This is a genomic window from Staphylococcus sp. EZ-P03 (genome assembly GCF_003344575.1).
In the GTDB taxonomy this organism is placed as follows: Bacteria; Bacillota; Bacilli; order Staphylococcales; family Staphylococcaceae; genus Staphylococcus; species Staphylococcus simulans_B.
Map to the genome: position 1 here is coordinate 69,823 of NZ_QPMO01000010.1, position 25,016 is coordinate 94,838.

Below are 25,016 nucleotides of genomic sequence, written 5' to 3' on the forward strand. Positions count from 1 at the left end.
TAACATTTCTAATATTATTTAGAAAAAAATCCAAATAGCTTCTTCGGCCTATTTTCAATTGGTCTCTCTTTATTTATATTTTTATTGTGTATTAGATTTTCGTTATTTAAATAAAGAGTTTGAATAACTGACTCGAATTTCTTAAGTTTTTTGTTTCGAAACATATTGTCTGCACAAAACGGACGTGTATGAGTACTATGTGCATCTGATGCAATAAAATGAACCAATTTATGCTCCAGCATATTTATTGATATTTTCTGTAATTTTTTCCCCATATCTCCAGTCAAAGAAGATGCAGTTATCTGACTCAATGCCCCTACATTAACTAATTTATATAAAATATTAATATCTTGGGCAATCAGTTTATTTCGTTCTGGATGTACTATGATTGGTGTATACCCTCTCGTTTGCACTTCGTAAATCAAATTCCAAATGAAGTTGGGAACATGATTGGTAGGTAACTCAAGTAATAAATAATTAGAGTTGTTAAGACCTTTTATTTCTCCTTTATCTAAGTCTACTAATAATTGATCACTCACTCTTATTTCCTGACCTGGATAAATTGTAACTCCAATTTCTTTTATCTTTTCTGTTTGATTTAACTTGTCGACATACCTTTCAACATCACTAAAATTATTATTATATTTATGATGTAAATGGTGTGGCGTAGCCACAATCCCACTAATTCCTTGTTCTGCTGCTTGTTTGATTAATTCAATTGTTTCTTCTTGACTCACAGGACCATCATCTACATTTGGTATAATGTGATTATGGATGTCAATCATTCTTCTTCACCGTAATATGCATAATAGCTTGATGATTTATCATGTTCTGTTTTGTTTAACACAACTCCCAAAATTTTTGCTCCTGTTTTTTGAATTAATTCTTTACTTTTTAACACAGCCTTGCGTTCGTTACTTTTAACATTAACCACCAGTGCAACATAGCCACTAATTTCAGCATAAAGTTGTGCATCTGTGACAGTGTTGACAGGAGGTGTATCAATTACAACAAAGTCGTATACTTCATTTAATTCCTCTAAAACCTTTTGAAATTGTAATGATCCAATCAATTCTGAAGGATTAGGTGGTATAGGACCAGAAGTTATTAGGTCTAAATTATCAATTTCTGTATTATAAACAGCCTTTTTAATGTAAGTTTTATTTATAATTAAATTTGAAAGACCATCGATATTAGGAGAATTAAATAAATAATGTTGAGTAGGTTTTCTCATATCCCCATCCATTAGCAAAGTTTTATATCCAGCTTGAGCATACGCAATTGCAAGATTCGCAGAGATTAAAGACTTCCCAACCGTTGGTTGTTCTGATGTGACCACTAACGTTTTGACATCATTGCCTGCAGTAGAAAACATAATGTTAGATCTAATTCCCCTAAATTTTTCACTTATAACTGATTTAGGATTAGTGTGAGTAATTAAGGAATTCGTATTCGTTTTATCACTAATTTTCATTTTCTATCTTCTCCTTTATTTATTCTTATCAAAATCAGGAATTGATCCTAAAACTGGTAAATCTAAAATTTCTTGCACATCTTCTTCAGTTTTAATTCTTCTATCCAATAATTCAACTATTAAAATGATTATTAAAGCAATAACTATTCCAATAAATACACCTATAATTGCATTAGTAAGTGGTTTAGGTGCAACTTTTTTGGCAGTTTCTGCTTTTGAAAGTGTAGAAACGTTATCAATATTCATAATTTTACTTGCATCGTCACTAAATACTTTAGAAATTGTATTTGCTACTTTTACAGCATCCTTCTTACTTTTACCTTCAACTTTTATATTCATTATTTGAGATTCTGCCTGAGTACTCACATTTAGCATTCCCGAAATTTCTTTACTAGAATATTTATTATTCATTTTTTTAGAAACTTCATCTAAAATCCTAGGACTTTTTATAATTTCTGAATATGTTTTGACAAGTTGAATATTAGATTGTACTTGTTGTGCCATCATGTCATTATTTGATTCTTTTTGGTTAACAAGAACTTGCGTTGTTGCTGAATATCTTGGTTGTATCACAAAAAAACTTATCACTAAGCTTAATATCAAAAAAATTGCCGGTAAGATAAGTAACAACTTAAGATGTTTCTTTAAAGCTGCCATCACTTTACCAATGTCAGTAGTCTTTTCCATAATAACCTCCGATATATGTATTATTCATATTACTTAACGTATATTTTACATTATATAGGATAACATGATGCTTTTGAAACAAATTTCAAATATTTTTACAATCAAAATCTCTCTGTAATATTTTTAACATTCAAGTATCATTTCACAAATAAACACTTACCATTACTAATTTCTTCATCTTTAATTGGTATTTATTTGTTATTAATACAAAAACTGCGTGAAAGTAGTTGTTTAACTTCTTTCACGCAGTTTTTTAAATTAGACTTTTAAACAGTCACGTTATTCTTTATTGCAATACAACAAAAAATACGATAATTAAGACACTAACCACAAATCGTACACTTTGTGCTAAGAATATAACTTTGCCGAATGTTTTCTTTTGGTAAATACCGATGCCGATTTGGATCATCGCTAGACCAATTATCAGCATGATGAGCGCTGGTACAAAGCCAGCGATAAGTGCACCGATATCTAATAAGATACTCCCTGCAATCAATAAGATTAAAACGATTTTAGGTAATTTCGGATTACGTGTCAACATGAGTATTGCAGATAAAAATGTAAATACTGAAAATGCAATGATAAACGTTTTGAGTAGGATCATTTAATCACTCCTTGATTAAATATTATACACGAAAACCGCTTCCTTTTTGTGCGTATTTGTCTCTTTTTAAATTTTGATTCAAAAATTAATTGTAGGTATGCGCAAATAAATGATGAAATAGCCGTTACATTTAAAAAGGCAAACCCCTTTCTGTTCAGAAACAAGGTTTGCCTTTTATTTACATCATGACATATGGATTAATATCAATTTTTAATGAGAGTTTGTCTTTAATATAACGTTCATGATAAAAGTCATCTAAATACTGCAATGCTTTGTGCAGCTCTGGTTCGCTTTTGTATTTGACTAGGACTTGGAAGCGGTATTCTCTATTGATTCTGGCAATCGCTGCAGGAGAAGGTCCTAATATCAAAGCTCTATCCGTCAGATGTTGTAATAATATTTTATGCACATGTGCTGCAGCTTGCATGACTTCTTTCATATTTTGGTGCGAAATAGTGAAGTTGATTAAGAAATAATACGGTGGATATTTTCCGATTTGGCGATATTTCATTTCTTTATGATAGAAAGAGAGATAGTCATTTAATTGTACATCTTTAATAGCATAGTGATCCGGATTATAAGTTTGTATAATGACTTCCCCTTCTTTTTCGTGTCTTCCTGCACGCCCAGCAACTTGTGTTAACAGCTGGAACGTACGTTCACTTGCACGAAAATCCGGCAAGTTCAGCATAGTATCCGCATTAAGCACACCAACAAGTGTGATATTCGGGAAGTCGAGTCCTTTCGCAATCATTTGCGTACCTAAAAGGATGTCACCTTTGCCTTCTCCGAATTCATTCAATAGTTTTTCGTGAGCACCTTTTCTAGATGTCGTATCAGCATCCATCCGAATAATCTTCGCATCTTCAAATTCACGATTCAATAATTCCTCGACACGTTGTGTTCCTGTCCCCATTTGTCGAATGTGTTCGCTTTCGCAGTTAGGACATTTATTGGGAGGTGTTTCTTCATAGCCGCAATAATGACATTTTAATTTGTCGCTCGATTTGTGATAAGTCAGCGATATATCACAATTCGGACATTGCGGCACATGACCGCAGTCACGACATAAGATAAAGGATGAATAGCCGCGTTGGTTTAAGAATAGAACGATTTGTTCATTGCGAGATAATCTATCTTCGATAGCTTCGCGTAATTGTGTAGAGAACATAGAACGATTGCCATTTGCTAGTTCGTCACGCATGTCTACGATGTTGATGGCGGGAAGCGGTTGATTATTGACACGATCCGGCAAACTTAATAAGTGATACACACCTTTTTCGGCACGTGCATATGATTCTAAACTTGGTGTAGCACTTCCTAATATCAATGGACAATTGTGATACTCTGCACGCCATAATGCAATTTCTTTTGCATGATAACGTGGATAATCTTCTTGTTTGTATGTGGCTTCATGCTCCTCATCAATGATAATCATACCGAGATTTTTAAACGGTGCGAATACACTTGAACGTGCACCGACACTGACTTGAGCTCGGCCATCTCGGATTTTCTGCCATTCATCATAACGTTCGCCTTTAGATAACGCAGAGTGCAGTACAGCCACTTCATCACCAAATCTGCGCTTAAAGCGCAATACCATTTGCGGTGTTAATGCAATTTCCGGTACCAGCATCATCGCTTGTTTACCTTGTGCTAATACTGCTTCAATCGTTTGTAAATACACTTCTGTTTTACCGGAACCTGTCACACCATGTAATAAGAAGGTCGCTTGTTTTTCTTCATCTATGACCTCTTTAATCGCATCATAAGCTACTTGTTGACCAGGTGTCAGTTGTCTTTTAGCCTCTTGTTCAAACACTCTTGAAGCATAAGGATCGCGTTCTACAATCGCGTCATATTTTTCAATCCATCCATTACGTTCTAATGTTTTAACACTTGAAGCCGATAATCCGACCTCTTCAATTTCTTTTATAGGCACATCTCTGTTTTGTGCATCTAATAAATAGGCATACACATCGTATTGTTTAGGATAGCGTTCCAACATACCTAAGACTTCATCTGGACTATGATCGTCTCTTATACGTATAGAGCGCTGTGTTTTCTTTTTAGTATTTTGAGAGAGCAATGTTTCTTCACGAACACTGCCTTCATTTAATAATGGGACTAAGCGTTCTAAATCCCCATTTTGCTGAGCCGCTTTATATGCATAATGTCCTTCTTTATTGAAACGTTTTAATAAATCTTTTGGAATTTGTTCATCTTCAACGATTTCAAATACTTTTGTATATCTTGCTTTAATCGCACTTGGAAGCATTGCCTCTAATATTGAAATACGTTTTGTGACATGATACTTTCCGTACCATGCACTTAAATCCACGAGTTCAGGTGTTAATTCTGGTTTAATATCTTGTATTTCTTTAATCGACTTTAACTTTGTTAAATCCAAATTAGGATCTGGTTCCTCAGTTATTTCCATGACATACCCTTGAATCGTTCTTGGTCCAAAGGGAACAACGACTCGCACACCAACTTGAATGATGGGTGCGAGTCGTTCTGGTATTAAATAATCAAAGGTAAAGTCTACGTTTTTAGCTGGTACATCAACGATAACCTTTGCGTACATTATTTCCACCTACGTTCTAATTCTTCTAAGATTCTGCCGGCAAGTGCCTGCTTTTTGCCTTTCTCTATATTCACAGCTTCTCCGCTCTTAAAGAAAAGCGTTACTTCATTATCATCAGAGTTGAATCCGATAGATGTATCTCCGACATTGTTAGCAATAATTACATCTGCATTTTTTCGTTCTAATTTGTCCTTCGCATACTTTTCGACTTCTTGCGTCTCAGCTGCGAACCCGATAAGTTTTTGGTGTGTTTTATGTTCACCTAAATATTTCAAAATATCTTGCGTTCTTGTAAATGCGATCGTTAAATCGCCATCTTGTTTCTTCATTTTATGCTCTAATTGTTCTGCAGGTTTATAATCCGAAACTGCGGCTGTTTTGAAGACAAAATCCTGTGTTTCAAAACGTTCAGTTACCGCATTAAACATATCTTCTGCACTCATTACAGGTACAAAGTCTACATTGTCTGGCGGTGTTAAGTAAGTCGGCCCGCTGACTAAGGTCACTTTTGCGCCTCTTTTTTGTAATGCATCTGCTAAAGCATAGCCCATCTTGCCAGATGCTCTGTTAGAAACAAATCGAACAGGATCAATAACTTCGACCGTAGGTCCTGCAGTAACTAAAACTTGTTTGCCATAGAACCAATCAGTTTCATTGGGTTGACTCTGTGTTGTAGTTTCATCCATTGTTTGTCTCACAAAAGCAATAATATCCAATGGTTCCATCATACGCCCTTTTGCGACATAGCCGCAGGCTAAGAACCCTTCTCCAGGTTCAGCGAAATGATAGCCGTCTTCAGCGAGTACTTGCATATTAGCTTGCACACGCGGATTCTCATACATATGCACATTCATTGCAGGTGCCATAAATTTAGGAACTGTTGTCGCAAGCAAAGTAGAAGTAATCATATCGTCAGCAATACCGTTAGCAAGCTTACCGATAATATTAGCAGTTGCTGGCGCAACAATGACCGCATCTGCCCAATCACCTAAAGCAATATGCTGAATCTCTGATGGATTTTCTTCTTTGAATGTACTCGTATATACTGGATTTCGGCTAATCGCTTGGAAAGCAAGCGGTGTCACAAATTCTTGTGCATGTTCTGTCAACATCACACGTACATCAAATCCTGATTGTGTCAATTTACTTGTTAAATCAATCGCTTTATATGCGGCAATACCGCCTGATACTGCCAATAAAATATTCTTCATCGCAATCATTGCCTCCAAGTTCATTCTCTCTTTATGTATACGGCGTTATAATAAAAATGAGTCCATCTTAAATGGCCCCAATCTTTCATCATCAATCATGTTTTATTTTAACACTCTAAGTCAAAAAAGTCCTTTGCTTTGCAAGAAGCAATAAAGTTGCTTCTTATATAAGAAGCGCGTAAGATTACTTTCGATATAGCAAAGAAAGAAGGTTTGAATATGGAGACTTTGAAGCAATACAGCGATATCGTTCACCACATTGAAAACGAAGATAAGTTCTTATTATATGTCATGGCAAAAGGCTGCTCAGTCTGCCATGCAGACCAGCCGAGAGTCGATGCACTCGTTAATGAAATAGATGTGCCTGCGGCACAAATCATTGTCAATGATATCCCAGAAGCTGCTGGACAATTGTCCCTCTTCACATCCCCTGTTGTTATTCTCTTCAACCGCGGCAGAGAGTTTCACAGACAAGCACGTATCATTGACTTCGATCAGCTTAAACGCTCAATGGAACAATTGAAAATGGCTTAATAAAGCAAACAAACCCGTATCAGCAGTTATCTGCTTCATACGGGTTTGTTTATACTTATTCCTAATTGAAATCAGTCTTTTGTTTCAAATTCACTTTCATTCAATTCTGGTTCGATTGGAGTGATTTTGCCATCTGCGATTTCTTCTAATGCTTCGCCAACTGTTTTAACAGAATGATAGTTTTCTATTAAAGCAGTTTCTGGTTTATCATATAGCTCACGTGCGCGTTTGGCAGCCACTGTTGCGATTAAATATTTTGATTTTACTTTTGAAGTTAATTGGTTTAATGGTGGGTTTAACATTATTTTTTGGCCTCCAATATCATTTTTCTATACTTTGCTTCTATGCGTTCTCGTTTTAAATGTTCCGCTGCTACGATAGATTGAATACGTTCTTTCGCAAGTTCCACTTCATCGTTTACCACGACATAGTCATAAAGATTCATCATTTCAACTTCTTTTCGTGCTTCTTTCACACGACTTTGAATCTTTTCATCAGATTCTGTACCGCGGCCGACTAAACGTTCTCTTAGGTGGTCTAAACTTGGCGGTGCCAGGAAGATAAATAATGCATCAGGGAATTTCTTGCGAACTTGCTTCGCACCTTCTACTTCAATTTCTAAGAAGACATCATGCCCTTCATCCATTGTATCCTTTACATACTGTACAGGTGTACCATAATAGTTGCCTACATATTCAGCATACTCTATGAATTGATCTTGTGCGATAAGCTGCTCAAATTCTCGTTTTGTCTTGAAAAAATAATCAACGCCATCTTGTTCGCCTTCACGCATCTCTCTTGTAGTCATCGAGATAGAATATTTATATGATGTTTTAGGATCATCAAATATTTCTTTGCGGACCGTACCTTTGCCGACTCCAGATGGACCTGATAAGACAATCAGTAAACCTTTTTCATTATCCATGCCTTACGACCTCTCTAAGCTATTGTTGTATTATATAATGATACCATATTCTAAATAAAATTGTATAGATGTCAAAAGGTAAAATCTTATTTTGGCAGTGCCCCTCTTGTACATGGTACAATAGAAAGAACGTAGTATTATGAACGAATAATTAAAGGTGGTTAATGATTATGGCATTTGATGGCTTATTCACAAAGAAAATGGTAGAAGAATTAGAATTTCTTCAAGGCGGCCGCATTCATAAAATCAACCAGCCTGATAACGATACAATTATAATGGTTGTTCGTCAAAATCGTAAAAACAATTCTTTGTTACTTTCAATCCACTCTAATTTCTCACGTATCCACATTACTAAGAAAAAATATGATAATCCATTTGAACCTCCGATGTTCAACCGCGTCTTCCGCAAACATTTAGATGGCGGAATTATCCAAGCGATACGTCAAATCGGCAATGACCGCCGTATTGAAATCGATGTACAAAGTACAGATGAACTCGGCGATAAAATTTATCGTACAGTGATTTTAGAAATTATGGGTAAACACAGTAACTTGATTTTAGTCGATGATCAACGAAAAATCATAGAAGGTTTTAAACATTTAACACCGAACACCAACCAATTCCGTACAGTTATGCCAGGTTTCCAATATGAAGCACCGCCGACACAAAATAAAACAAATCCTTATGAAGTTTCAGGACAAGATGTATTAAAATATATTGATTTTAATAAAGGCAACATTGCTAAACAACTATTGCAGCACTTTGAAGGCTTCAGTCCATTGATAACAAAAGAAATTACAGAACGTCGTCAATTCATGACAACTGAAACTTTACCCGCAGCATTCGATGAGGTCATGAAAGAAACACAACTTGAACCTGTCCCGATTTTCCATAAAAATCACGAAACAGGCAAAGAAGATTATTACTTCATGCGTTTAAAACAGTTCGATGATGACAGCGTCACATATGATTCATTAGATGAATTATTAGACCGCTTCTATGACGCTCGCGGTGAACGTGAACGCGTTAAACAGCGTGCTAATGACTTAGTCCGCTTTGTGCAGCAGCAATTACAAAAGAACCGCAATAAACTTGTTAAACTTAATGATGAGTATGAAGGTACACAATCAAAAGAAGATATGCAGCTGTATGGCGAACTTATTACCGCAAACATCTATCGTATCCAACAAGGCGATGCAACTTTAACAACAGAAAACTATTACACAGGCGAAGAAGTCACAATCAAACTTGATCCGACGAAATCACCTTCTGTCAACGCGCAATATTATTACAAACAATATAACCGTTTAAAAACACGTGAACATGAGTTGGAACATCAGATTCGATTAACTGAAGAAAACATTGCTTACTTCGAATCCATCGAACAGCAATTAGCACATATCACTGTCGAAGATATTGATGAAATCCGTGAAGAGCTGGCTGAGCAAGGCTTTATGAAGCAGCGTCAAAACCGCAAGAAAAAGAAACAACCGCAAATGCAGCTTCAAACTTATCGTTCCACTGACGGCGCAACAATCTATGTGGGTAAAAACAATAAACAAAACGACTATCTGACAAACAAAAAAGCACGTAAACATCATCTATGGTTCCATACTAAAGATATTCCAGGCTCACACGTTGTTATCTTTGAAGATGAACCTAGCGATAAAACAATCGAAGAAGCCGCAATGTTATCTGCCTACTTCTCAAAAGCCGGCAGCTCAGGACAAATCCCAGTAGATTTCACTGAAATCCGCAATGTCCACAAACCTTCTGGTGCTAAACCTGGATTTGTGACATACGACAATCAAAAAACACTCTATGCAACACCTGACTATGACCATATTCAGTCTATGAAGAGTGAAGCAGAAAAAGTGAAGATGAAATAAAAAAAACCAGTCGATGTTAAAGCAGACATCGACTGGTTTTTCATTAAAACAAATAAGCTTTCAATTCTTTAGAATATGTCGGCAACTTAGGAGTATTTCGATTGATAGAACGATTACTTACTATCGCATCCGCATTATCAATCAAAGCTTTAATTGTATGATGAATAGGTTTTAAACCTGTTTCTTCAAATAATCCATTTAAAATAAAAGGCCGATAATCATATTGATGAGCATCTGAAGCGATGAAATGTGTAAGATTAGAACGAATCATTTCAATGGAAGCGAGTTGCAATCCTTTGCCGAAGTAGCCGCCTAAAGATGCGGAAGTGATTTGGCTTAATGCCCCTTCACTTACGAATTCATACAAGTGATTCATATCTTTCATTATTGCACTATTACGTTCAGGATGTGCAATGATTGGTGTATAACCTTCTTTTTGTAATGCTTTAAAGAGTGGTTTTGTATATTCTGGTACTTCATTAGGTGGAAACTCAATCAACAAATAATTTGAATCATTGAGTCCTCTGACTTTACCAGATTTCAAGTCATCTAAAACATAATCTGATATTCTTACTTCTTGTCCCGGATAAATATCTAATCCTAATGCTTCCACTTCTTTTAATTTACATAATTCTTTTACTTTCAACTTAACTTTATCGAAAGTATTGTTATAAGTTGAAGTATAATGTGGTGTCGCAATAATTCCTGTTACACCTTCATCTTTTGCTTGGCGTAATAATTGGATGGCTTCTGCTTTATTTTGAGGTCCGTCATCTGCTTTGATTAATATATGGTTATGCATGTCTATCATTGGTGTTCATCTCCATGTTGTATAGCACTATCCATTTTGTGATGTACCATTTATTACTTCTATTATAATATGACTGCTTTGTACCCCTCAATTAATAACCAAGTCTCTTATCTTAATAATATTTAGAATAAGACAAGTCTTCTGGTACGACTTTATTTAATATCACACCCAATATCTTAGCACCTGATTTTTCGATTAATGCTTTGCCTCTTTTGATTTCTTTAGTGTTGTTGTTTTCCACATCTACAACTAAAACCGCATTCCCTGCAATTTCGGAAAATATTTGTGCATCTGTCACACTGTTTACAGGTGGTGTATCAATGATAACGAAGTCATAATAATCGTTGAGTGTATGATGGAGATTTTTAAAACGTTGAGAAACAATCAGTTCTGATGGATTAGGCGGCGTTGGACCAGAGGTAATTAAATCCAACCCTTCTACTTCTGTCTTTGTGATTGCTTCATTGATTGTACAATTGCTGGTAATCAAAGAGGACAGGCCATATTGATTGTCTGTTTTAAAATGATAGTGCTGTGTCGGCTTTCTCATGTCCCCATCTAGTAATAAAGTAAGATAACCTGCTTGTGCATAGACGACTGCGAGGTTCGCCGCTATTGTACTTTTGCCTGCTTCTGGTTTTTCTGATGTCACAACGATGGACTGTATATCATGATCGATACTAAAGAACAAAAGATTTGAACGAATGCTTTTAAATTGTTCACTTATGTAATTTTTGTCGTTATCTTTTGTGACTAATGAATTAGTAGGATAGTGCTTCTTCTTTTTTCTGAACATATTTGACTCCTTTTAGGTCTGAGTTGTTTTAAATCGTATTAAATTTAATTGTCCGATAGATAATCATTGCCAATTATATCATGAGTGGTATTTCAGAGATAGAACCAATCAAAAATAATTGTCTGTATAAAGTTTTTTTATGGTAAAACTTACTATAAAAGTAAATTAAGTAGTACTTAATCATTTGACAGTAAAAAAGCAACTCATCACATAGATGAGCTGCCATATTTCAAATGATTCTATTAATCCATTAATGCAAGTTGGAAATTAACGCCGAAGCGATCTTGTACCCATGCAAATTCACGATATGGGCCAAGTTCTGATTTAGCCATTAAGATTGCGCCGCCTTTTTTAAGACCGCTGTATAATCGTTCCATTTCCATAGCGTTATCTACAGTCACAAATAAAGAAATAGCTGGATTCATAGGAATCTCAGTCCCGTTTGAATTATCAATAGCCATAAGTACTTGGTCTTTCAAACGAAAGATGGCGTGTTGAACAGCACCTGCTTCTCCGCTACCAAACTCATCATACTTTACCATTGATAAGACTTCACTGTCCTCAAACAATGAGGTATACAGTTCAATTGCTTCTTCAGCTTCATTATTAAACATTAAAAACGTTGTGACTTTTGGTATATGCACACTATCCCCTCCTGTTTATTCTCATACTGAAAAGCCCTTTCAGTATATGTATGACGCTATTCATAGTATAATACGTATATTCAAAATTGATAAGTAATTACGCAACATGCGCATCAATTGATTGGAGGTACTATTTATGTCTCATTTTGTCTTACCTATTCTTGCGTTTCTCGCAATTATGATTATCGGCTATATTTTCATTAGAATTTATTTACGTTAATTTTAAAAGTCCGTAAATCGATTCACTGCTCATCAGTGATTATGATTTACGGACTTTTTTGCGCTATAGATTAAATATAGCCTTTTTCTTTTATATCAGTTTTGCATTTTTTAAATATATTTTTCTCTTGTTCATTCGATAACCATTGATTTTCATCTGCATCATGGCTGTCATGGCTTTCGCGGTAATCTTCGTTTGCGTTAAGGAATTTGTTTAAATGCGCAAACGGTCGTTGTGAAGTTTGTGTATTCGAATCGGACATGGTCCATCCCTCCATCCAATTCTATCTTATGCTAAATTATCTCTCCATTCAACTAAAGACTGAATATCTGATTCAGAAATTTTACCTTGTTCTTTAGCCACTTCGATTAATTCATTGTAATCACTTAATGTATAGAATGGAATATCAGCATCTTTGAACATTTTATCTGCTTTAGCTAAACCATAAGTAAAGATCGCAACAACGCCTACTACTTCAGCGCCTGCTTCTCTTAATGCTTCAGCTGCAACTAAAGAAGAACCGCCTGTTGAAATCAAATCTTCAACGACTACGATTTTTTTACCGTTGCTTTGTGCACCTTCGATTTGGTTTTGTTTACCGTGGCTTTTGCTTTTAGAACGCACATAGCTCATCGGCATATCTAATTTTTCAGAGATGAATGCTGCATGTGGAATGCCCGCTGTCGCAGTTCCAGATACGATTTCTGCATCACTGAAGTGTTCTTGAATTAATGCGATTAAGCCATCGCGGATTTCATTACGTACTTTAGGATACGCTAATGTAACACGGTTATCGCAATAAATCGGAGATTTAATTCCTGAACTCCATGTAAATAAATCATTTGGTGACAATGCTACAGCACCAATATCTAATAATGATTGTGCAATTTTTTTAGACATCTTAACCTAACCAACTTTCTTTAATATGATGATAGCTTTCTACCGGATTTTCACTTTGTGTGATCGGACGTCCTACGACAATGTGTGTTGAACCCATTTCACGTGCTTTATCTGGTGTTGTAATACGTTTTTGATCATCTTGTGCATAATGTGCAGGACGGATACCAGGTGTGACTTTCAAGAAATCTGAACCTAATTCTTTTGTCAGCAACTCTGCTTCTAATGGTGAACATACGACACCGTCAAGTCCTGCTTCTTTTGTTAAACGTGCATAATTTAATACCGCTTCTTCAATAGAAGTTTGGATATTCTGCTCTTTATGCAGCATTTCTTCTGTTGTAGAAGTTAATTGCGTTACCGCAATAATCTTCGTGTCTTTATTGACACTGCGCAAACCTTCGACAGCTTGGCGCATCATTTCTGTACCGCCCGCTGCGTGTACGTTTACTAAATCAACATTCAAACGGCCTAAACCTGCCATTGCTTGTTTCACTGTGTTCGGAATATCATGCAATTTCAAGTCTAAGAAAATATCATGACCGCGTGATTTGATTTTGTTAATGAGTTCTGGTCCTGTTTGATAGTAAAGCTCCATCCCGATTTTGATGTATAAAGGTTCATCAAATAAATCTAAGAAATGTTCTACTTCCTCAGCCGTCGCAAAGTCTAATGCGATAATCGGTAAAGGTAAATTACGATTTGCCATTATTTTGTCACCTCAAAAGTCCTTTTGTACAATTCATTGATATGGTTTACACCAAGTTCGTCGAGCAATGCAGGCAGTTCATCAATGATTTCCTTGCAAACCATCGGATTTTGGAAGTTTGCTGTTCCGACTGCCACTGCATTCGCACCCACTGAAATATAGTCTATAACATCTTGCGCGTTTTGAACACCGCCCATTGCAATAATCGGAATATCTACTGCTTGTCTGACTTGATAAACCATACGCATTGCGACTGGTTTAATCGCTGGACCGCTTAATCCGCCGACAGTGTTTGCGATAATCGGGCGTCCTGTTTTTGCATCGATTCGAAGACCGACCAAAGTATTGATCATTGTTAATCCATCCGCATATTCTGCGATAGCTTTCGCCATTTCTACAATATCTGTAACATTTGGTGAAAGTTTCACATAAACCGGTACTTCTGATACAGCTTTAACTTTGCGTGTTAATTCAGCCGCAACTATAGGATCAACTCCGAACTGCATGCCGCCTTCTTTAACGTTCGGACATGAAATATTTAATTCCAATGCTTTTACATTCGGAGCTTTTGAAATATGCTCTGCTACATAGACATAGTCTTCTTCTTTTGAACCCGCTACGTTAGCGATAATCGGTACATCATATTGTTCTAATGCTTTTAATTCATGTTCTAAAATATGATGCACGCCCGGATTTTGCAGACCAATCGCATTAATCATACCGCTGTCTGTTTCTGCGACACGCGGTGTTTCATTACCGTAACGTGCTTCTTTTGTTGCGGCTTTAATCATAATCGCGCCTAATTCGCTCAAGTCGTAGAATTGGCTGAATTCAGCACCGAACGCAAAACAACCGCTTGCAGGCATGATCGGATTCTTTAAATCTAAACCAGGGATTTCCACATTTAATCGACTCATAGGATGACTGCTCCTTTCTCAAATACAGGTCCGTCTGTACATACTTTGACATAACTTGTTTCAGATTCAGGCGTATGGCACACACATGCATAACATGCGCCGATACCGCAGCCCATACGTTCTTCAAGTGAAATAAAACCTTCAACATCTTGCAGCTTTTCATGTTCTTTAATCGCTTTTAACATAGGTTTAGGACCGCATGTGTAATACACATCGTAATCAACCGGAAGTTCAGAAATGACATTCGTTACGAAACCTTTTGAACCCATTGTGCCGTCTTCTGTCACAATATGTGTTTCGCCGAGCTGTGCAAATTCATCTGCGTAAAACACATCTTTTTTGCTTTTGAAACCAAGCACATGCACTGTTTCAATACCTTGTCGATTTAATTGTTTAGATAACTCATAAAGAGGAGGAACACCGATACCGCCGCCGACAAGCAAAGCTTTGCGCTCTGCTTTTTCGACAGGGAAACCATTGCCTAAAGGTGCGATAATATCAATCGCATCATTTTCACGCATTTGTGAAAGACGCTGTGTTCCTGCACCTTCTGCACGGTACAACATCGTAAATGTGTCGATTTCAGGTTCGATATGGCAAATTGAAATCGGTCTTCTCAACATGTGCAATGATCCTTCACCTACTTTGATATGAACGAACTGCCCAGGTTGTGTCATCTTGCTTGTCACAGGCCCTTTTACTTTAATTTCAAAAATGCGGTCAGCAATTTCTTTGTTTGATACGATAATATTTTGTTCCACCGCTTAATCCTCCTTTAAATATTGAATGGCTTCTCTTTAGTATGATTCATCTTTGATTGAGTTAAATATATATGATTCTTTCACTTAAATAAACAAGTTTGCTCTACATGCTGCGCATTGTAAATGTCATGCTTTCAATAACATTTGTCAATGCATTGGCTGTATCTAATGAAGTCAGACACGGCACACCGTTTTCAACAGAAGCACGTCTGATTTGGAAGCCGTCTCTTTCAATCGTTTTCCCTTTTGTCATTGTGTTAATGACAATTTGCACTTCTCCGTTTTGGATACGTGTCAATAAATCATCTTCACCGCCGATTTTACCGACCGTTTCAACCGGGATGTCATTGTCAGCTAATTTTTGTGCTGTACCTGATGTCGCTAATATTTTATAGCCGACTTCATTGAGGCGTTTCGCAATTTTAACCATTTCATCTTTGTCTTTATCACTGACAGTAATCAAGACTGTGCCATGGTCTTTCACTTCTACACCGCTCGCTGTCAAACCTTTGAATAAAGCTTTTTCTAATGTTAAGTCTTTGCCCATAACCTCACCTGTAGATTTCATTTCAGGACCGAGTGTGATATCTACATTTTTCAATTTATTGAAACTGAAGACTGGTACTTTAACATACACACCTTCTGAGTAAGGTTGAAGACCAGGTTGATAACCTAGGTCGCTTAATTTTTCTCCTAAGATGGCACGCATCGCAAGTTGTGCCATAGGAATGTCTGTAATTTTACTTAAGAATGGTACTGTACGACTTGATCTTGGGTTGACTTCTAAGACATAGACACCATCATGCGCAAGCACAAATTGGATGTTGATTAATCCGATAATGTCTAACCCTTTCGCAAGTTTGACTGTATAAGCTTCTAAAGTTTGAATCACTTCGTCAGACAATGTTTGCGGCGGATAGACCGCAATTGAGTCGCCTGAGTGAACACCGGCTCTTTCAATGTGTTCCATGATACCTGGGATAATGACTGTTTCGCCGTCTGAAATGGCATCGACTTCAATTTCTTTACCTGTGAGGTATCTGTCCACAAGTACCGGATGTTCAGGACTTGCTTTAACAGCTTCTCTCATGTAATTTTCAAGCTCATTATCATTATAAACGATTTCCATCGCACGTCCGCCTAAAACATAAGATGGACGTACAACCACCGGATAACCGATTTCACGTGCATTGTCTAAAGCTTCTTGGGGCGAAGTTGCTGTTTTACCTTTTGGTTGCGGTACATCGATTGCATTTAACAGTTCTTCGAATTCTTTTCTGTCTTCAGCACGGTTTAAGTTTTCTAGTGATGTTCCTAGAATTTGAACACCGTGTCTTGCAAGTTTGTCTGCTAAGTTAATAGCAGTTTGACCGCCGAATTGCACAACTACACCTTTAGGCTGTTCAAGGTCGATGATGTTCATGACATCTTCTTCAGTTAAAGGTTCGAAATAGAGTTTGTCAGAGATAGAGAAGTCGGTTGAAACTGTTTCAGGGTTATTATTGACGATAATAGCTTCATAGCCTGCATTTTGGATTGCCCAAACAGCATGCACTGTCGCATAATCGAATTCAACCCCTTGTCCGATACGAATTGGTCCAGATCCAAGTACAATGACTTTTTCTTTGTCTGAAACAACTGACTCATTATCTCTTTCATATGTGCCATAGTAGTACGGTGTTGCAGATTCGAATTCTGCAGCACATGTATCTACCATTTTGTATACTGGTTTAATATCGTTGTCATGGCGTAATTGATAAACGTCTTCTTCTTTCATTCCGAATCGGTGCGCAATCACTTTATCGCTGAAGCCGTAATCCTTCGCATATTTCAAATACTCGATATCGCCTTTATGTGCTTTAAGTTCGCGTTCGATATCAATAATATGCTGGAATTTATTAAGGAAGAAGTAATCGATTTTTGTCATTTCATGAATCTCTTCGAGCGTTGTACCGCGTCGAATGGCTTCACCAATAAAGAAGAGACGTTCATCATCTTGTTGTAAGATACGTTCTTTTATGTAGTCTAAATCGTAACTTTCTCCATTCGGCAATCCTAAATGATGGACACCATATTCTAATGAGCGTATTGCTTTTAATAATGACTCTTCGTAAGTACGGCCGATGGCCATAACTTCACCTGTGGCTTTCATTTGTGTACCTAAGACACGTTCGCCTTTTTCGAATTTATCGAATGGGAAACGCGGAATCTTAGAAATGACATAGTCTAGTGCTGGTTCAAATGCAGCATATGAAGTACCTGTGACTGGGTTTAACATTTCATCTAAAGTTAAGCCCACCGCAATTTTCGCAGCTAATTTCGCAATCGGATAACCTGTTGCTTTAGACGCTAATGCGGATGAACGTGACACACGCGGGTTCACTTCAATGATGTAGTAATTCATTGAGTAAGGATCTAATGCGAGTTGTACGTTACAGCCGCCTTCAATACCTAATGCACGAATGACTTTGAGCGATACATCTCTCAACATTTGATATTCAACATCTGTTAAGGTTTGGCTCGGTGCTACTACAATCGAATCTCCGGTATGAATTCCGACTGGGTCGATATTTTCCATGTTGCAGACTACAATCGCATTATCATTTTTGTCTCGCATTACTTCATATTCGATTTCTTTAAAGCCCGCAATCGATTTTTCAATCAAACATTGTGTTGCCGGACTATAATGCAAACCGTTCGTCACAACTTCTTTAAGTTCTTCGTCGTTATGACAAATACCGCCGCCTGTGCCGCCCATTGTAAAGGCAGGACGTACGATTAACGGATAACCGACTTGTTCTTTAAAGGCAAAGGCTTGTTCTACTGTATGCACGATGTCGCTCTCTGGTACTGGTACATCTAAATCATTCATTAAGCTTCTGAATAATTCACGGTCTTCTGCTTGTTGAATCGAAGTTAATTTTGTACCTAATAAACGTACATTGTTAGCTTCAAGTACACCGCTGTCGTGCAATTGAATCGCCATATTCAAACCTGTTTGTCCGCCTAATGTCGGTAATAAAGCATCAGGTTGTTCTTTACGGATAATACGTGCGATAAAATCATGAGTTAACGGTTCAATGTAAACTTTATCTGCGATTTCTTTGTCTGTCATGATAGTAGCTGGGTTGGAGTTGACTAAGATAACACGGTAGCCTTCTTCTTTTAAGGCTAAACATGCTTGTGTTCCAGCATAGTCGAACTCTGCGGCTTGTCCGATAATAATCGGTCCTGAACCGATTACTAAAATAGTTTGGATGTCATTATTTCTAGGCATTGACAAAACGCTCCTTCTCTTTATATTCCTTCATCATCGTAATGAATTGATCGAATAAATAGTTTGAATCAGTAGGTCCTGGGCATGCTTCTGGATGATATTGTACTGAAAAAGCAGGAAGCGTTTTATGTTTTAATCCTTCTACTGTGCCATCATTCAAAGCAAGATGTGTCACTTCTAAATCTGTTTGTACAACTGAGGCTTCATCAATCGCATAACCATGGTTTTGGCTGGTTAAAGAAATTTTGCCTGTTGCTAAATCTTTGACCGGGTGGTTCGCACCGCGATGTCCGAATTTCATTTTAAAGGCTGTTGCCCCTTGTGATAAGGCGAAAAGCTGATGACCTAAACAAATGCCGAAGAATGGAATTTTGCCCAAAATGCCTTTAATCATTTCGACAGCTTCAGGTACATCTTCAGGGTCGCCAGGGCCATTAGAAAGCATGACACCATCCGGTGACATGCTGATGATTGTGTCAGCCGATGTATTGTAAGGTACGACTGTTACATTACATCCGCGTGCATTCAGTTCTCTAACGATATTTTGCTTTTTACCAAAGTCCACAAGTACTACGCTTAAATCAGATCCTGTTGAAACATAAGGTGATTTCGTAGATACCATCGGTACTTCGTCACGAGAGAGTTCAAAATGTTGGAGTTCTTCTATGAGTTCAGGTATTGCTTCAGGATAATCTGTAAAACCTGCTTTTAAGACACCGTGTTCACGAATTTTTCGTGTAATACTGCGTGTATCTACACCTGAAATACCTGGAATATCATATTGAACTAATACGTCGTTGAAAGTCTTTTGTTTACGAAAGTTGCTTGGATGAGTGCTGGCTTCTTTAACTACTACACCGCTCAAACTTGGTACAAGTGATTCAAAATCATCACGGTTGATGCCATAGTTTCCAATCAGCGGATACGTAAAGGTAATAATTTGTCCAGTGTATGACGGGTCGGAAATTGTTTCTTGATAACCCGTCATTGCTGTGTTAAATACAATTTCACCTTTGGTTAAATTGTCAGATCCAAGCTTTCTCCCCTCGTAAATTGAACCGTCTTCAAATACAAGATATCGTTTTTCTAACATGGTTGTTTACTCCTCCTTGAATGCCACTGCTCCAGCTACCATAGTGAATACTGGGTTGCCGTATACTTTATAACCGATGAATGGTGTGTTGCTTGCTTTTGAATGGAAATCTTCTGCTTTGATTTCTCTTTCTTCTTCTAAATCGATTAATGTTAAGTCTGCTGTTTTGCCTTCTTCTAGGATGCCGTATGGCAAGTCAAAGATTTGTGAAGGTTTGATTGTTAAGTAGTCGACTAATTGCTGTAATGACCAGTCGCCATTTTTTACAAAGTGTGTGTAAAGTAATGGGAAAGCTGTTTCGCTTCCGACAATACCGAATGGTGCTTTTGTCATTGGTTGTGCTTTTTCTTCTGCTGCATGCGGAGCATGGTCTGTTGCGATACAATCAATTGTTCCGTCTAACAATCCTTCAATCAGTGCATCTCTGTCTTCTTTACTTCTTAAAGGAGGATTCATTTTATACATTGCGTTGTCGCCTAGGACATCGTCTTCAGTCATTAATAAGTGGTGCGGTGTTACTTCTGCAGTGACATGGATACCTGCTGCTTTAGCGTCGCGAATCGCACGTACACTTTCTTTTGTTGAAACGTGGCAGACATGGTAGTGGCAATCTGCTGCTTCAGCTAATAATACGTCACGTGCAATTTGTACTGCTTCACAGATATTCGGAATACCTGGAATACCTAATTCTTTGCTGCGTTTCCCCTCGTGCATAGCGCCGCCGTAGATTAAGCTGTTATCTTCACAGTGTGCAACCACTGCTTTGTTTAATTTTGCTGCTTGCTGCATTGCTTCATACATTGTGCCGGCTGTTTGTACCCCTACACCATCATCTGTGAATGCGAATGCGCCGTGATCAGCCAACCCTTTGAAATCTACAAGCTCGCTGCCGGCTTGTCGGATAGTGATTGAAGCATATGGCAATACACGTACACGTGCATTATCTTTAATCAATTGATTCAAGTTGTCTAAATGTTCAACTGTATCCGGTACAGGACGTGTATTCGGCATTGGACAAACTGTAGTGAAGCCGCCGCGTGCCGCTGCTTTTGTACCTGTTTCGATTGTTTCTTTATGTTCACCGCCTGGTTCTCTTAAGTGCACATGCACATCTACTAAGCCAGGTGCGGCGAAGCAACCTTTGGCATCGATCACTTCAACCTCTGAACCTACTTCAATTTTTGGTGCGATTTCTTTTACTTTATCGCCTTCTACTAAGATAGAAGCTTCTGTTAATTCACCGTCTTTTAATACTTTTGCATTTTTAATTAGCAACATCTATAAAAACCCCTTCCTCTTGTGCCGCAATGATGTGGCTGATGACTGACATACGTAAGAACATGCCGTTTTTCATTTGTTTGAAAATACGTGATTTCGGCGCTTCTACTAATTCTGTATCGATTTCTACGCCTCTGTTTACTGGTGCTGGGTGCATCACAATTGATTTTGGTTTCATGCGGTTGTATCTTTCTTTTGTTAAACCGTATTTTTCATGATATTCAGTCGGGTCAAAGTTTAATTCACCGTCATGTCTTTCATGTTGTACTCTTAATAACATTACAATATCCGTTTTTTCGATGACATCATCGATTTTTACATAAGGAGCATCTAGTGAGTCGTCTACCCACTCATCAGGTGCTGCGAATTTAACATTAGCGCCTAACGCTGTAAGTGCTTGGTAGTTGCTGCGTGCTACACGAGAGTTTTTGATATCTCCGCAGATTAACACGTTCAAGCCTTGGAATTTTTTGTATTCTTCATAGATTGTCATGATATCAAGCAAACTTTGTGTCGGGTGTTGACCGCTGCCGTCTCCGCCGTTGATAACTGGGATTTGCAATCCTTCTAATTCTTTGTAGTAGTCTCTTTGCGGGTGACGGATTACTAAAGCGTCTACTCCGATACTTTCTAATGTTTTGCATGTGTCGTATAATGACTCACCTTTTTTAACAGATGAAGTACTAGTTTCAAATGGAATTTCTTGCATACCTAATCGGCGTTCTGCCATTTCAAAGCTGCATTTTGTACGCGTTGAGTTTTCGAAGAATAAGTTAGCAACATATTTATTATTTAGTTTATGAACTTGCTTACCTTGTTTGTATTCGATCGCTGTTTCGATAAGTGAATAAATCTCTTCATTTGTTAAGTCTTCCATAGATACTAATTGTTTCATTGTTAATTCCCCCTAAGAATTGGATAAAGTTTATTTATTTGATGTTTCCGGTTTTGCTTTAGGTAAAATTAGATTTAATACGATGCCTGACAATGCTGCCAGTGCCATACCTTCAACTTTTACGCCGTGGATATCGAACATTAAGTTGCCGATGCCCACTACTAAAATTACTGACGCGATTACTAAGTTACGGTTTTCTGAAAAATCTACCTTGCTTTCAACCAGCATTCTCAAGCCGCTTGAAGCGATAATTCCGAATAAGAGAATGGAGACACCACCCATAACAGGCGTTGGAATTGATGAAATCAATGCTGTGAACTTTCCGACAAATGCCAGAATAATTGCGATGACCGCTGCGCCGCCGATAACGTAGATACTGTAAATCTTTGTTATGGCAAGAACGCCGATGTTTTCACCGTATGTTGTGCTTGGCGGTCCGCCGATGATACTTGAAAACATTGTTGAAACACCGTCTCCGATAATTGATCTGTGCAGACCAGGCTTTTCGAAGAAGTTGCGGCCGACGACTTTGTTGATAACCATTTGGTGTCCGATATGCTCACTGACTGTGACAAACACAATCGGCAACATTAAGAGCACCAGACCGAAGTGGAAACTTGGATGATAATCTACAAATGGTACATAGATGTGCGGCCAATCAAACCATGATGCTTTCAATACTGGTTTGAAGTCTACAATGCCGAAACAAATACCTGCGATGTAGCCTACGATAATTCCGATCAGTACCGGAATCAGTGCGAAGAACCCTTTCATATAGCCTTGAACCACTAATGTCGTAATTAATGTAATCATTGCGACAATCAGATATGTGACGTTGTAGCCTTTCATATCTCCAGCGTTCTCAAACATTGCCATGTTGGCAGCTGTCGGTGCAAGACTTAAGCCGATAACCATAATGACAGGTCCTACTACAACCGGCGGCAGCAAATGCATGAGCCAACCGATTCCGCTTAACTTGATTAAGATTCCGATGATGACATACATGATACCGCTCATGAAGAGTGCGACTAACATGTCTCCTAAGCTGTGTGTGCTTAATCCTGTGATAATCGGTGTAATGAAGGCGAAACTTGAGCCTAAGTACGCTGGAATCATTGCTTTCGTGATTAAGATGTAAAGCAGTGTTCCGATTCCTGATGCAAGCAATGCCGCAGATATCGGCAAGCCTGTTAAGAATGGTACTAAAACTGTTGCGCCGAACATTGCGAATAGATGCTGCAAGCTTAAGAATGCCCATTGGCCAGCCTTAGGCTTTTCATTTACATCTAGTACGGGTTTCACCGTTCGCTCAAACATTTGTTCATTTTCCATTTCTCTTTTTCTTCCTTTCATGAAAAAAATCTCTTTACAGCAATCAGCATGCAAAGAGACGTTTGTGGGGGAAAGATAAGAAGTTGTTGTCAGGTTTGAGATACAGATGTACCTCGGTAGAAGTTGTTTCTTACAGTTGTGCGCCTCTCGTGCGCTTAGTTGTAAGTGACAACGCCATCCTATCTAACCCTTTGTCAGTCTCTCGTACTGATTTAAAAGGGTAAGCTATTCAATTATGACTGCGTTGCGACCGTCCGTTTCATCCACATAGACTGAAACTTCTTCGTCTTTCGCAGTTGGAATATTTTTACCTACGAAATCAGCGCGTATCGGCAACTCGCGATGTCCGCGATCTACCAACGTGGCTAATCCGATTTTTTGTGGTCGAGAATGGAGTAAGATTGCATCCAATGACGCACGTACAGTTCTGCCTGTGTACAGCACATCATCAATAATGATAACGACCTTATCTGTGATATCAACATCAATCACAAATGATTTCTCTGACATCTTAGGTGTAGGTAATTCTAAATCATCTCGAAATTGCGTGATGTCTAAAGTTCCTGTCGGTACTGTAGTATCTTCAATCTGCTGGATTTTATCTTGGATACGTTTCGCTAAAAACTCACCGCGCGTTTTCACACCCAACAAAACAAGATCCTTCGTACCTCGGTTATACTCTAAAATCTCATGTGCAATTCGAGTTAAAGTTCGCTGCATTCCCGCATCATCTAATACAATACGTTCTGTCATTCCCGCACTCACCTTTCCATAAAAAAATCCCATGTCTCAATTGAGAGACACGGGATTCTTGAAGACCATGGAGATTGAACTATCTCAAACACTTGCAGTCACACTTTTGTCGGTTGCTTTATTAAATCTGTATGGCAATCAGGGTTGGTGAATTGCTTAATCATACAAAACTACATCTTAATAAAGCGCTGAAGTTATTCCTGCTTATCGTGTTTACATGGTAAAAATTATCCTGTCTTCGGAGCATCTCTGTACCCTCAATTAAAGACTTACGATTTCTTTATTAAACTGTAATTAGTTTAACACAGATTAACAAAATGTCAAAGGAATTTTTGGGTAATCACCAAGTAAAATTAATTCAACAAATGATGTATCAACCAATTTATTCAAAAGTTGCAAACAATGACATCAACTCTACACCTTTAAAAAGAATGACTCTAATGTGTATTAAAAGATCATAATTCTAAAACAGTTATAATTACTATATTCGTTATTTAGAGTTTCACTTCATTCTAAAAGATCATGATTCTAAAACTACGTGACGACTACAAAACCAGTTAATATGTTTCATTTCATTCTAAAAGATCATAATTCTAAAACCAATTCCAAGCATATAATAGAGGAGATTTAGTTTCACTTCATTCTAAAAGATCATAATTCTAAAACCTCACGATGTAATTAACCTGTGATGTTAGGTTTCACTTCATTCTAAAAGATCATAA

24 protein-coding genes are annotated in these 25,016 nt (G+C 37.7%); 2 read left to right on the forward strand and 22 right to left on the reverse strand.

The genetic code is table 11. From position 1 onward, the window contains the following. Positions 1 to 14: 14 nt before the first annotated feature. The 6 genes from DVJ99_RS06075 to coaBC all read right to left on the reverse strand — a co-directional run bounded on the left by DVJ99_RS06075 (position 15) and on the right by coaBC (position 6,563). The gene (locus DVJ99_RS06075) at positions 15 to 785 is read right to left on the reverse strand and encodes a tyrosine-protein phosphatase (RefSeq protein WP_114603553.1); all 771 of its coding nucleotides are present in this window, start codon (positions 783 to 785) and stop codon (positions 15 to 17) included. Then, a complete protein-coding gene (locus DVJ99_RS06080) occupies positions 782 to 1,474 on the reverse strand; it encodes a polysaccharide biosynthesis tyrosine autokinase (protein ID WP_114603554.1) in 693 nt (230 codons plus the stop codon). The genes DVJ99_RS06075 and DVJ99_RS06080 overlap by 4 nt, the downstream gene beginning before the upstream one ends. Before the next feature lie 15 nt (positions 1,475 to 1,489). Then, a complete protein-coding gene (locus DVJ99_RS06085) occupies positions 1,490 to 2,161 on the reverse strand; it encodes a Wzz/FepE/Etk N-terminal domain-containing protein (RefSeq protein WP_114603555.1) in 672 nt (223 codons plus the stop codon). 286 nt (positions 2,162 to 2,447) lie between these two features. Then, positions 2,448 to 2,765: a hypothetical protein gene (locus tag DVJ99_RS06090; protein WP_114603556.1), complete on the reverse strand. Its 318-nt coding sequence runs from the start codon at positions 2,763 to 2,765 to the stop codon at positions 2,448 to 2,450. A 178-nt stretch (positions 2,766 to 2,943) separates the two neighbouring features. Beyond that, positions 2,944 to 5,352 carry a primosomal protein N' gene (gene priA / locus DVJ99_RS06095; RefSeq protein ID WP_114603557.1) on the reverse strand — a complete coding sequence of 803 codons (2,409 nt, stop codon included), beginning with the start codon at positions 5,350 to 5,352 and terminating at the stop codon, positions 2,944 to 2,946. Then, positions 5,352 to 6,563 (reverse strand): bifunctional phosphopantothenoylcysteine decarboxylase/phosphopantothenate--cysteine ligase CoaBC, encoded by a 1,212-nt coding sequence (coaBC, locus tag DVJ99_RS06100; RefSeq protein WP_114603558.1) that lies wholly within the window; start codon positions 6,561 to 6,563, stop codon positions 5,352 to 5,354. The genes priA and coaBC overlap by 1 nt, the downstream gene beginning before the upstream one ends. Positions 6,564 to 6,782: 219 nt before the next feature. Here coaBC and DVJ99_RS06105 point away from each other — a divergent pair, with 219 nt between their 5' ends. Beyond that, the gene (locus tag DVJ99_RS06105; protein WP_105993041.1) at positions 6,783 to 7,097 is read left to right on the forward strand and encodes a thioredoxin family protein; all 315 of its coding nucleotides are present in this window, start codon (positions 6,783 to 6,785) and stop codon (positions 7,095 to 7,097) included. A gap of 71 nt (positions 7,098 to 7,168) precedes the next feature. On the opposite strand, the gene rpoZ is transcribed toward DVJ99_RS06105, so the two are convergent. Continuing rightward, complete coding sequence (gene rpoZ, locus DVJ99_RS06110; RefSeq protein ID WP_105993042.1) at positions 7,169 to 7,399, reverse strand: DNA-directed RNA polymerase subunit omega; 231 nt, start codon at positions 7,397 to 7,399, stop codon at positions 7,169 to 7,171. Then, a complete protein-coding gene (gmk, locus tag DVJ99_RS06115) occupies positions 7,399 to 8,022 on the reverse strand; it encodes a guanylate kinase (RefSeq protein WP_105993043.1) in 624 nt (207 codons plus the stop codon). Before gmk ends, rpoZ begins: the two co-directional genes overlap by 1 nt. A gap of 170 nt (positions 8,023 to 8,192) precedes the next feature. Between gmk and DVJ99_RS06120 the strand changes: the two genes are divergently transcribed. Further along, a complete protein-coding gene (locus DVJ99_RS06120; RefSeq protein ID WP_114603559.1) occupies positions 8,193 to 9,911 on the forward strand; it encodes an Rqc2 family fibronectin-binding protein in 1,719 nt (572 codons plus the stop codon). A 43-nt stretch (positions 9,912 to 9,954) separates the two neighbouring features. On the opposite strand, the gene DVJ99_RS06125 is transcribed toward DVJ99_RS06120, so the two are convergent. From DVJ99_RS06125 to pyrR, 14 genes are all read right to left on the reverse strand, one after another. After that, the gene (locus tag DVJ99_RS06125; protein ID WP_114603560.1) at positions 9,955 to 10,722 is read right to left on the reverse strand and encodes a tyrosine-protein phosphatase; all 768 of its coding nucleotides are present in this window, start codon (positions 10,720 to 10,722) and stop codon (positions 9,955 to 9,957) included. A 112-nt stretch (positions 10,723 to 10,834) separates the two neighbouring features. After that, positions 10,835 to 11,518, reverse strand: coding sequence for a polysaccharide biosynthesis tyrosine autokinase (locus DVJ99_RS06130; RefSeq protein ID WP_114603561.1), 684 nt, complete (start codon positions 11,516 to 11,518; stop codon positions 10,835 to 10,837). Between the two features lie 242 nt (positions 11,519 to 11,760). Beyond that, a complete protein-coding gene (locus DVJ99_RS06135; RefSeq protein WP_105993901.1) occupies positions 11,761 to 12,162 on the reverse strand; it encodes a VOC family protein in 402 nt (133 codons plus the stop codon). Between the two features lie 290 nt (positions 12,163 to 12,452). Next, positions 12,453 to 12,644, reverse strand: a complete 192-nt coding sequence (locus DVJ99_RS06140) for a hypothetical protein (RefSeq protein ID WP_105993900.1) — start codon at positions 12,642 to 12,644, stop codon at positions 12,453 to 12,455. A 26-nt stretch (positions 12,645 to 12,670) separates the two neighbouring features. Then, on the reverse strand, positions 12,671 to 13,282 hold the full coding sequence (gene pyrE / locus DVJ99_RS06145) for an orotate phosphoribosyltransferase (protein WP_105993899.1): 612 nt from the start codon (positions 13,280 to 13,282) through the stop codon (positions 12,671 to 12,673). Position 13,283: 1 nt separating this feature from the next. Further along, on the reverse strand, positions 13,284 to 13,988 hold the full coding sequence (gene pyrF / locus DVJ99_RS06150) for an orotidine-5'-phosphate decarboxylase (protein WP_114603562.1): 705 nt from the start codon (positions 13,986 to 13,988) through the stop codon (positions 13,284 to 13,286). Beyond that, a complete protein-coding gene (locus DVJ99_RS06155; RefSeq protein WP_114603563.1) occupies positions 13,988 to 14,905 on the reverse strand; it encodes a dihydroorotate dehydrogenase in 918 nt (305 codons plus the stop codon). The genes pyrF and DVJ99_RS06155 overlap by 1 nt, the downstream gene beginning before the upstream one ends. Then, positions 14,902 to 15,666, reverse strand: coding sequence for a dihydroorotate dehydrogenase electron transfer subunit (locus tag DVJ99_RS06160; protein ID WP_114603564.1), 765 nt, complete (start codon positions 15,664 to 15,666; stop codon positions 14,902 to 14,904). Before DVJ99_RS06160 ends, DVJ99_RS06155 begins: the two co-directional genes overlap by 4 nt. 103 nt (positions 15,667 to 15,769) lie before the next feature. After that, positions 15,770 to 18,943 carry a carbamoyl-phosphate synthase large subunit gene (gene carB, locus DVJ99_RS06165; RefSeq protein WP_114603565.1) on the reverse strand — a complete coding sequence of 1,058 codons (3,174 nt, stop codon included), beginning with the start codon at positions 18,941 to 18,943 and terminating at the stop codon, positions 15,770 to 15,772. Then, positions 18,936 to 20,036: a carbamoyl phosphate synthase small subunit gene (locus tag DVJ99_RS06170; RefSeq protein ID WP_114603566.1), complete on the reverse strand. Its 1,101-nt coding sequence runs from the start codon at positions 20,034 to 20,036 to the stop codon at positions 18,936 to 18,938. The genes carB and DVJ99_RS06170 overlap by 8 nt, the downstream gene beginning before the upstream one ends. Positions 20,037 to 20,042: 6 nt before the next feature. Further along, a complete protein-coding gene (locus DVJ99_RS06175; RefSeq protein WP_114603567.1) occupies positions 20,043 to 21,314 on the reverse strand; it encodes a dihydroorotase in 1,272 nt (423 codons plus the stop codon). Further along, on the reverse strand, positions 21,301 to 22,209 hold the full coding sequence (locus tag DVJ99_RS06180; protein ID WP_114603568.1) for an aspartate carbamoyltransferase catalytic subunit: 909 nt from the start codon (positions 22,207 to 22,209) through the stop codon (positions 21,301 to 21,303). Before DVJ99_RS06180 ends, DVJ99_RS06175 begins: the two co-directional genes overlap by 14 nt. A 30-nt stretch (positions 22,210 to 22,239) precedes the next feature. Next, positions 22,240 to 23,541: a uracil-xanthine permease family protein gene (locus DVJ99_RS06185; protein ID WP_114603644.1), complete on the reverse strand. Its 1,302-nt coding sequence runs from the start codon at positions 23,539 to 23,541 to the stop codon at positions 22,240 to 22,242. Between the two features lie 225 nt (positions 23,542 to 23,766). Then, a complete protein-coding gene (gene pyrR / locus DVJ99_RS06190; protein ID WP_105993891.1) occupies positions 23,767 to 24,294 on the reverse strand; it encodes a bifunctional pyr operon transcriptional regulator/uracil phosphoribosyltransferase PyrR in 528 nt (175 codons plus the stop codon). Positions 24,295 to 25,016: the final 722 nt, after the last annotated feature.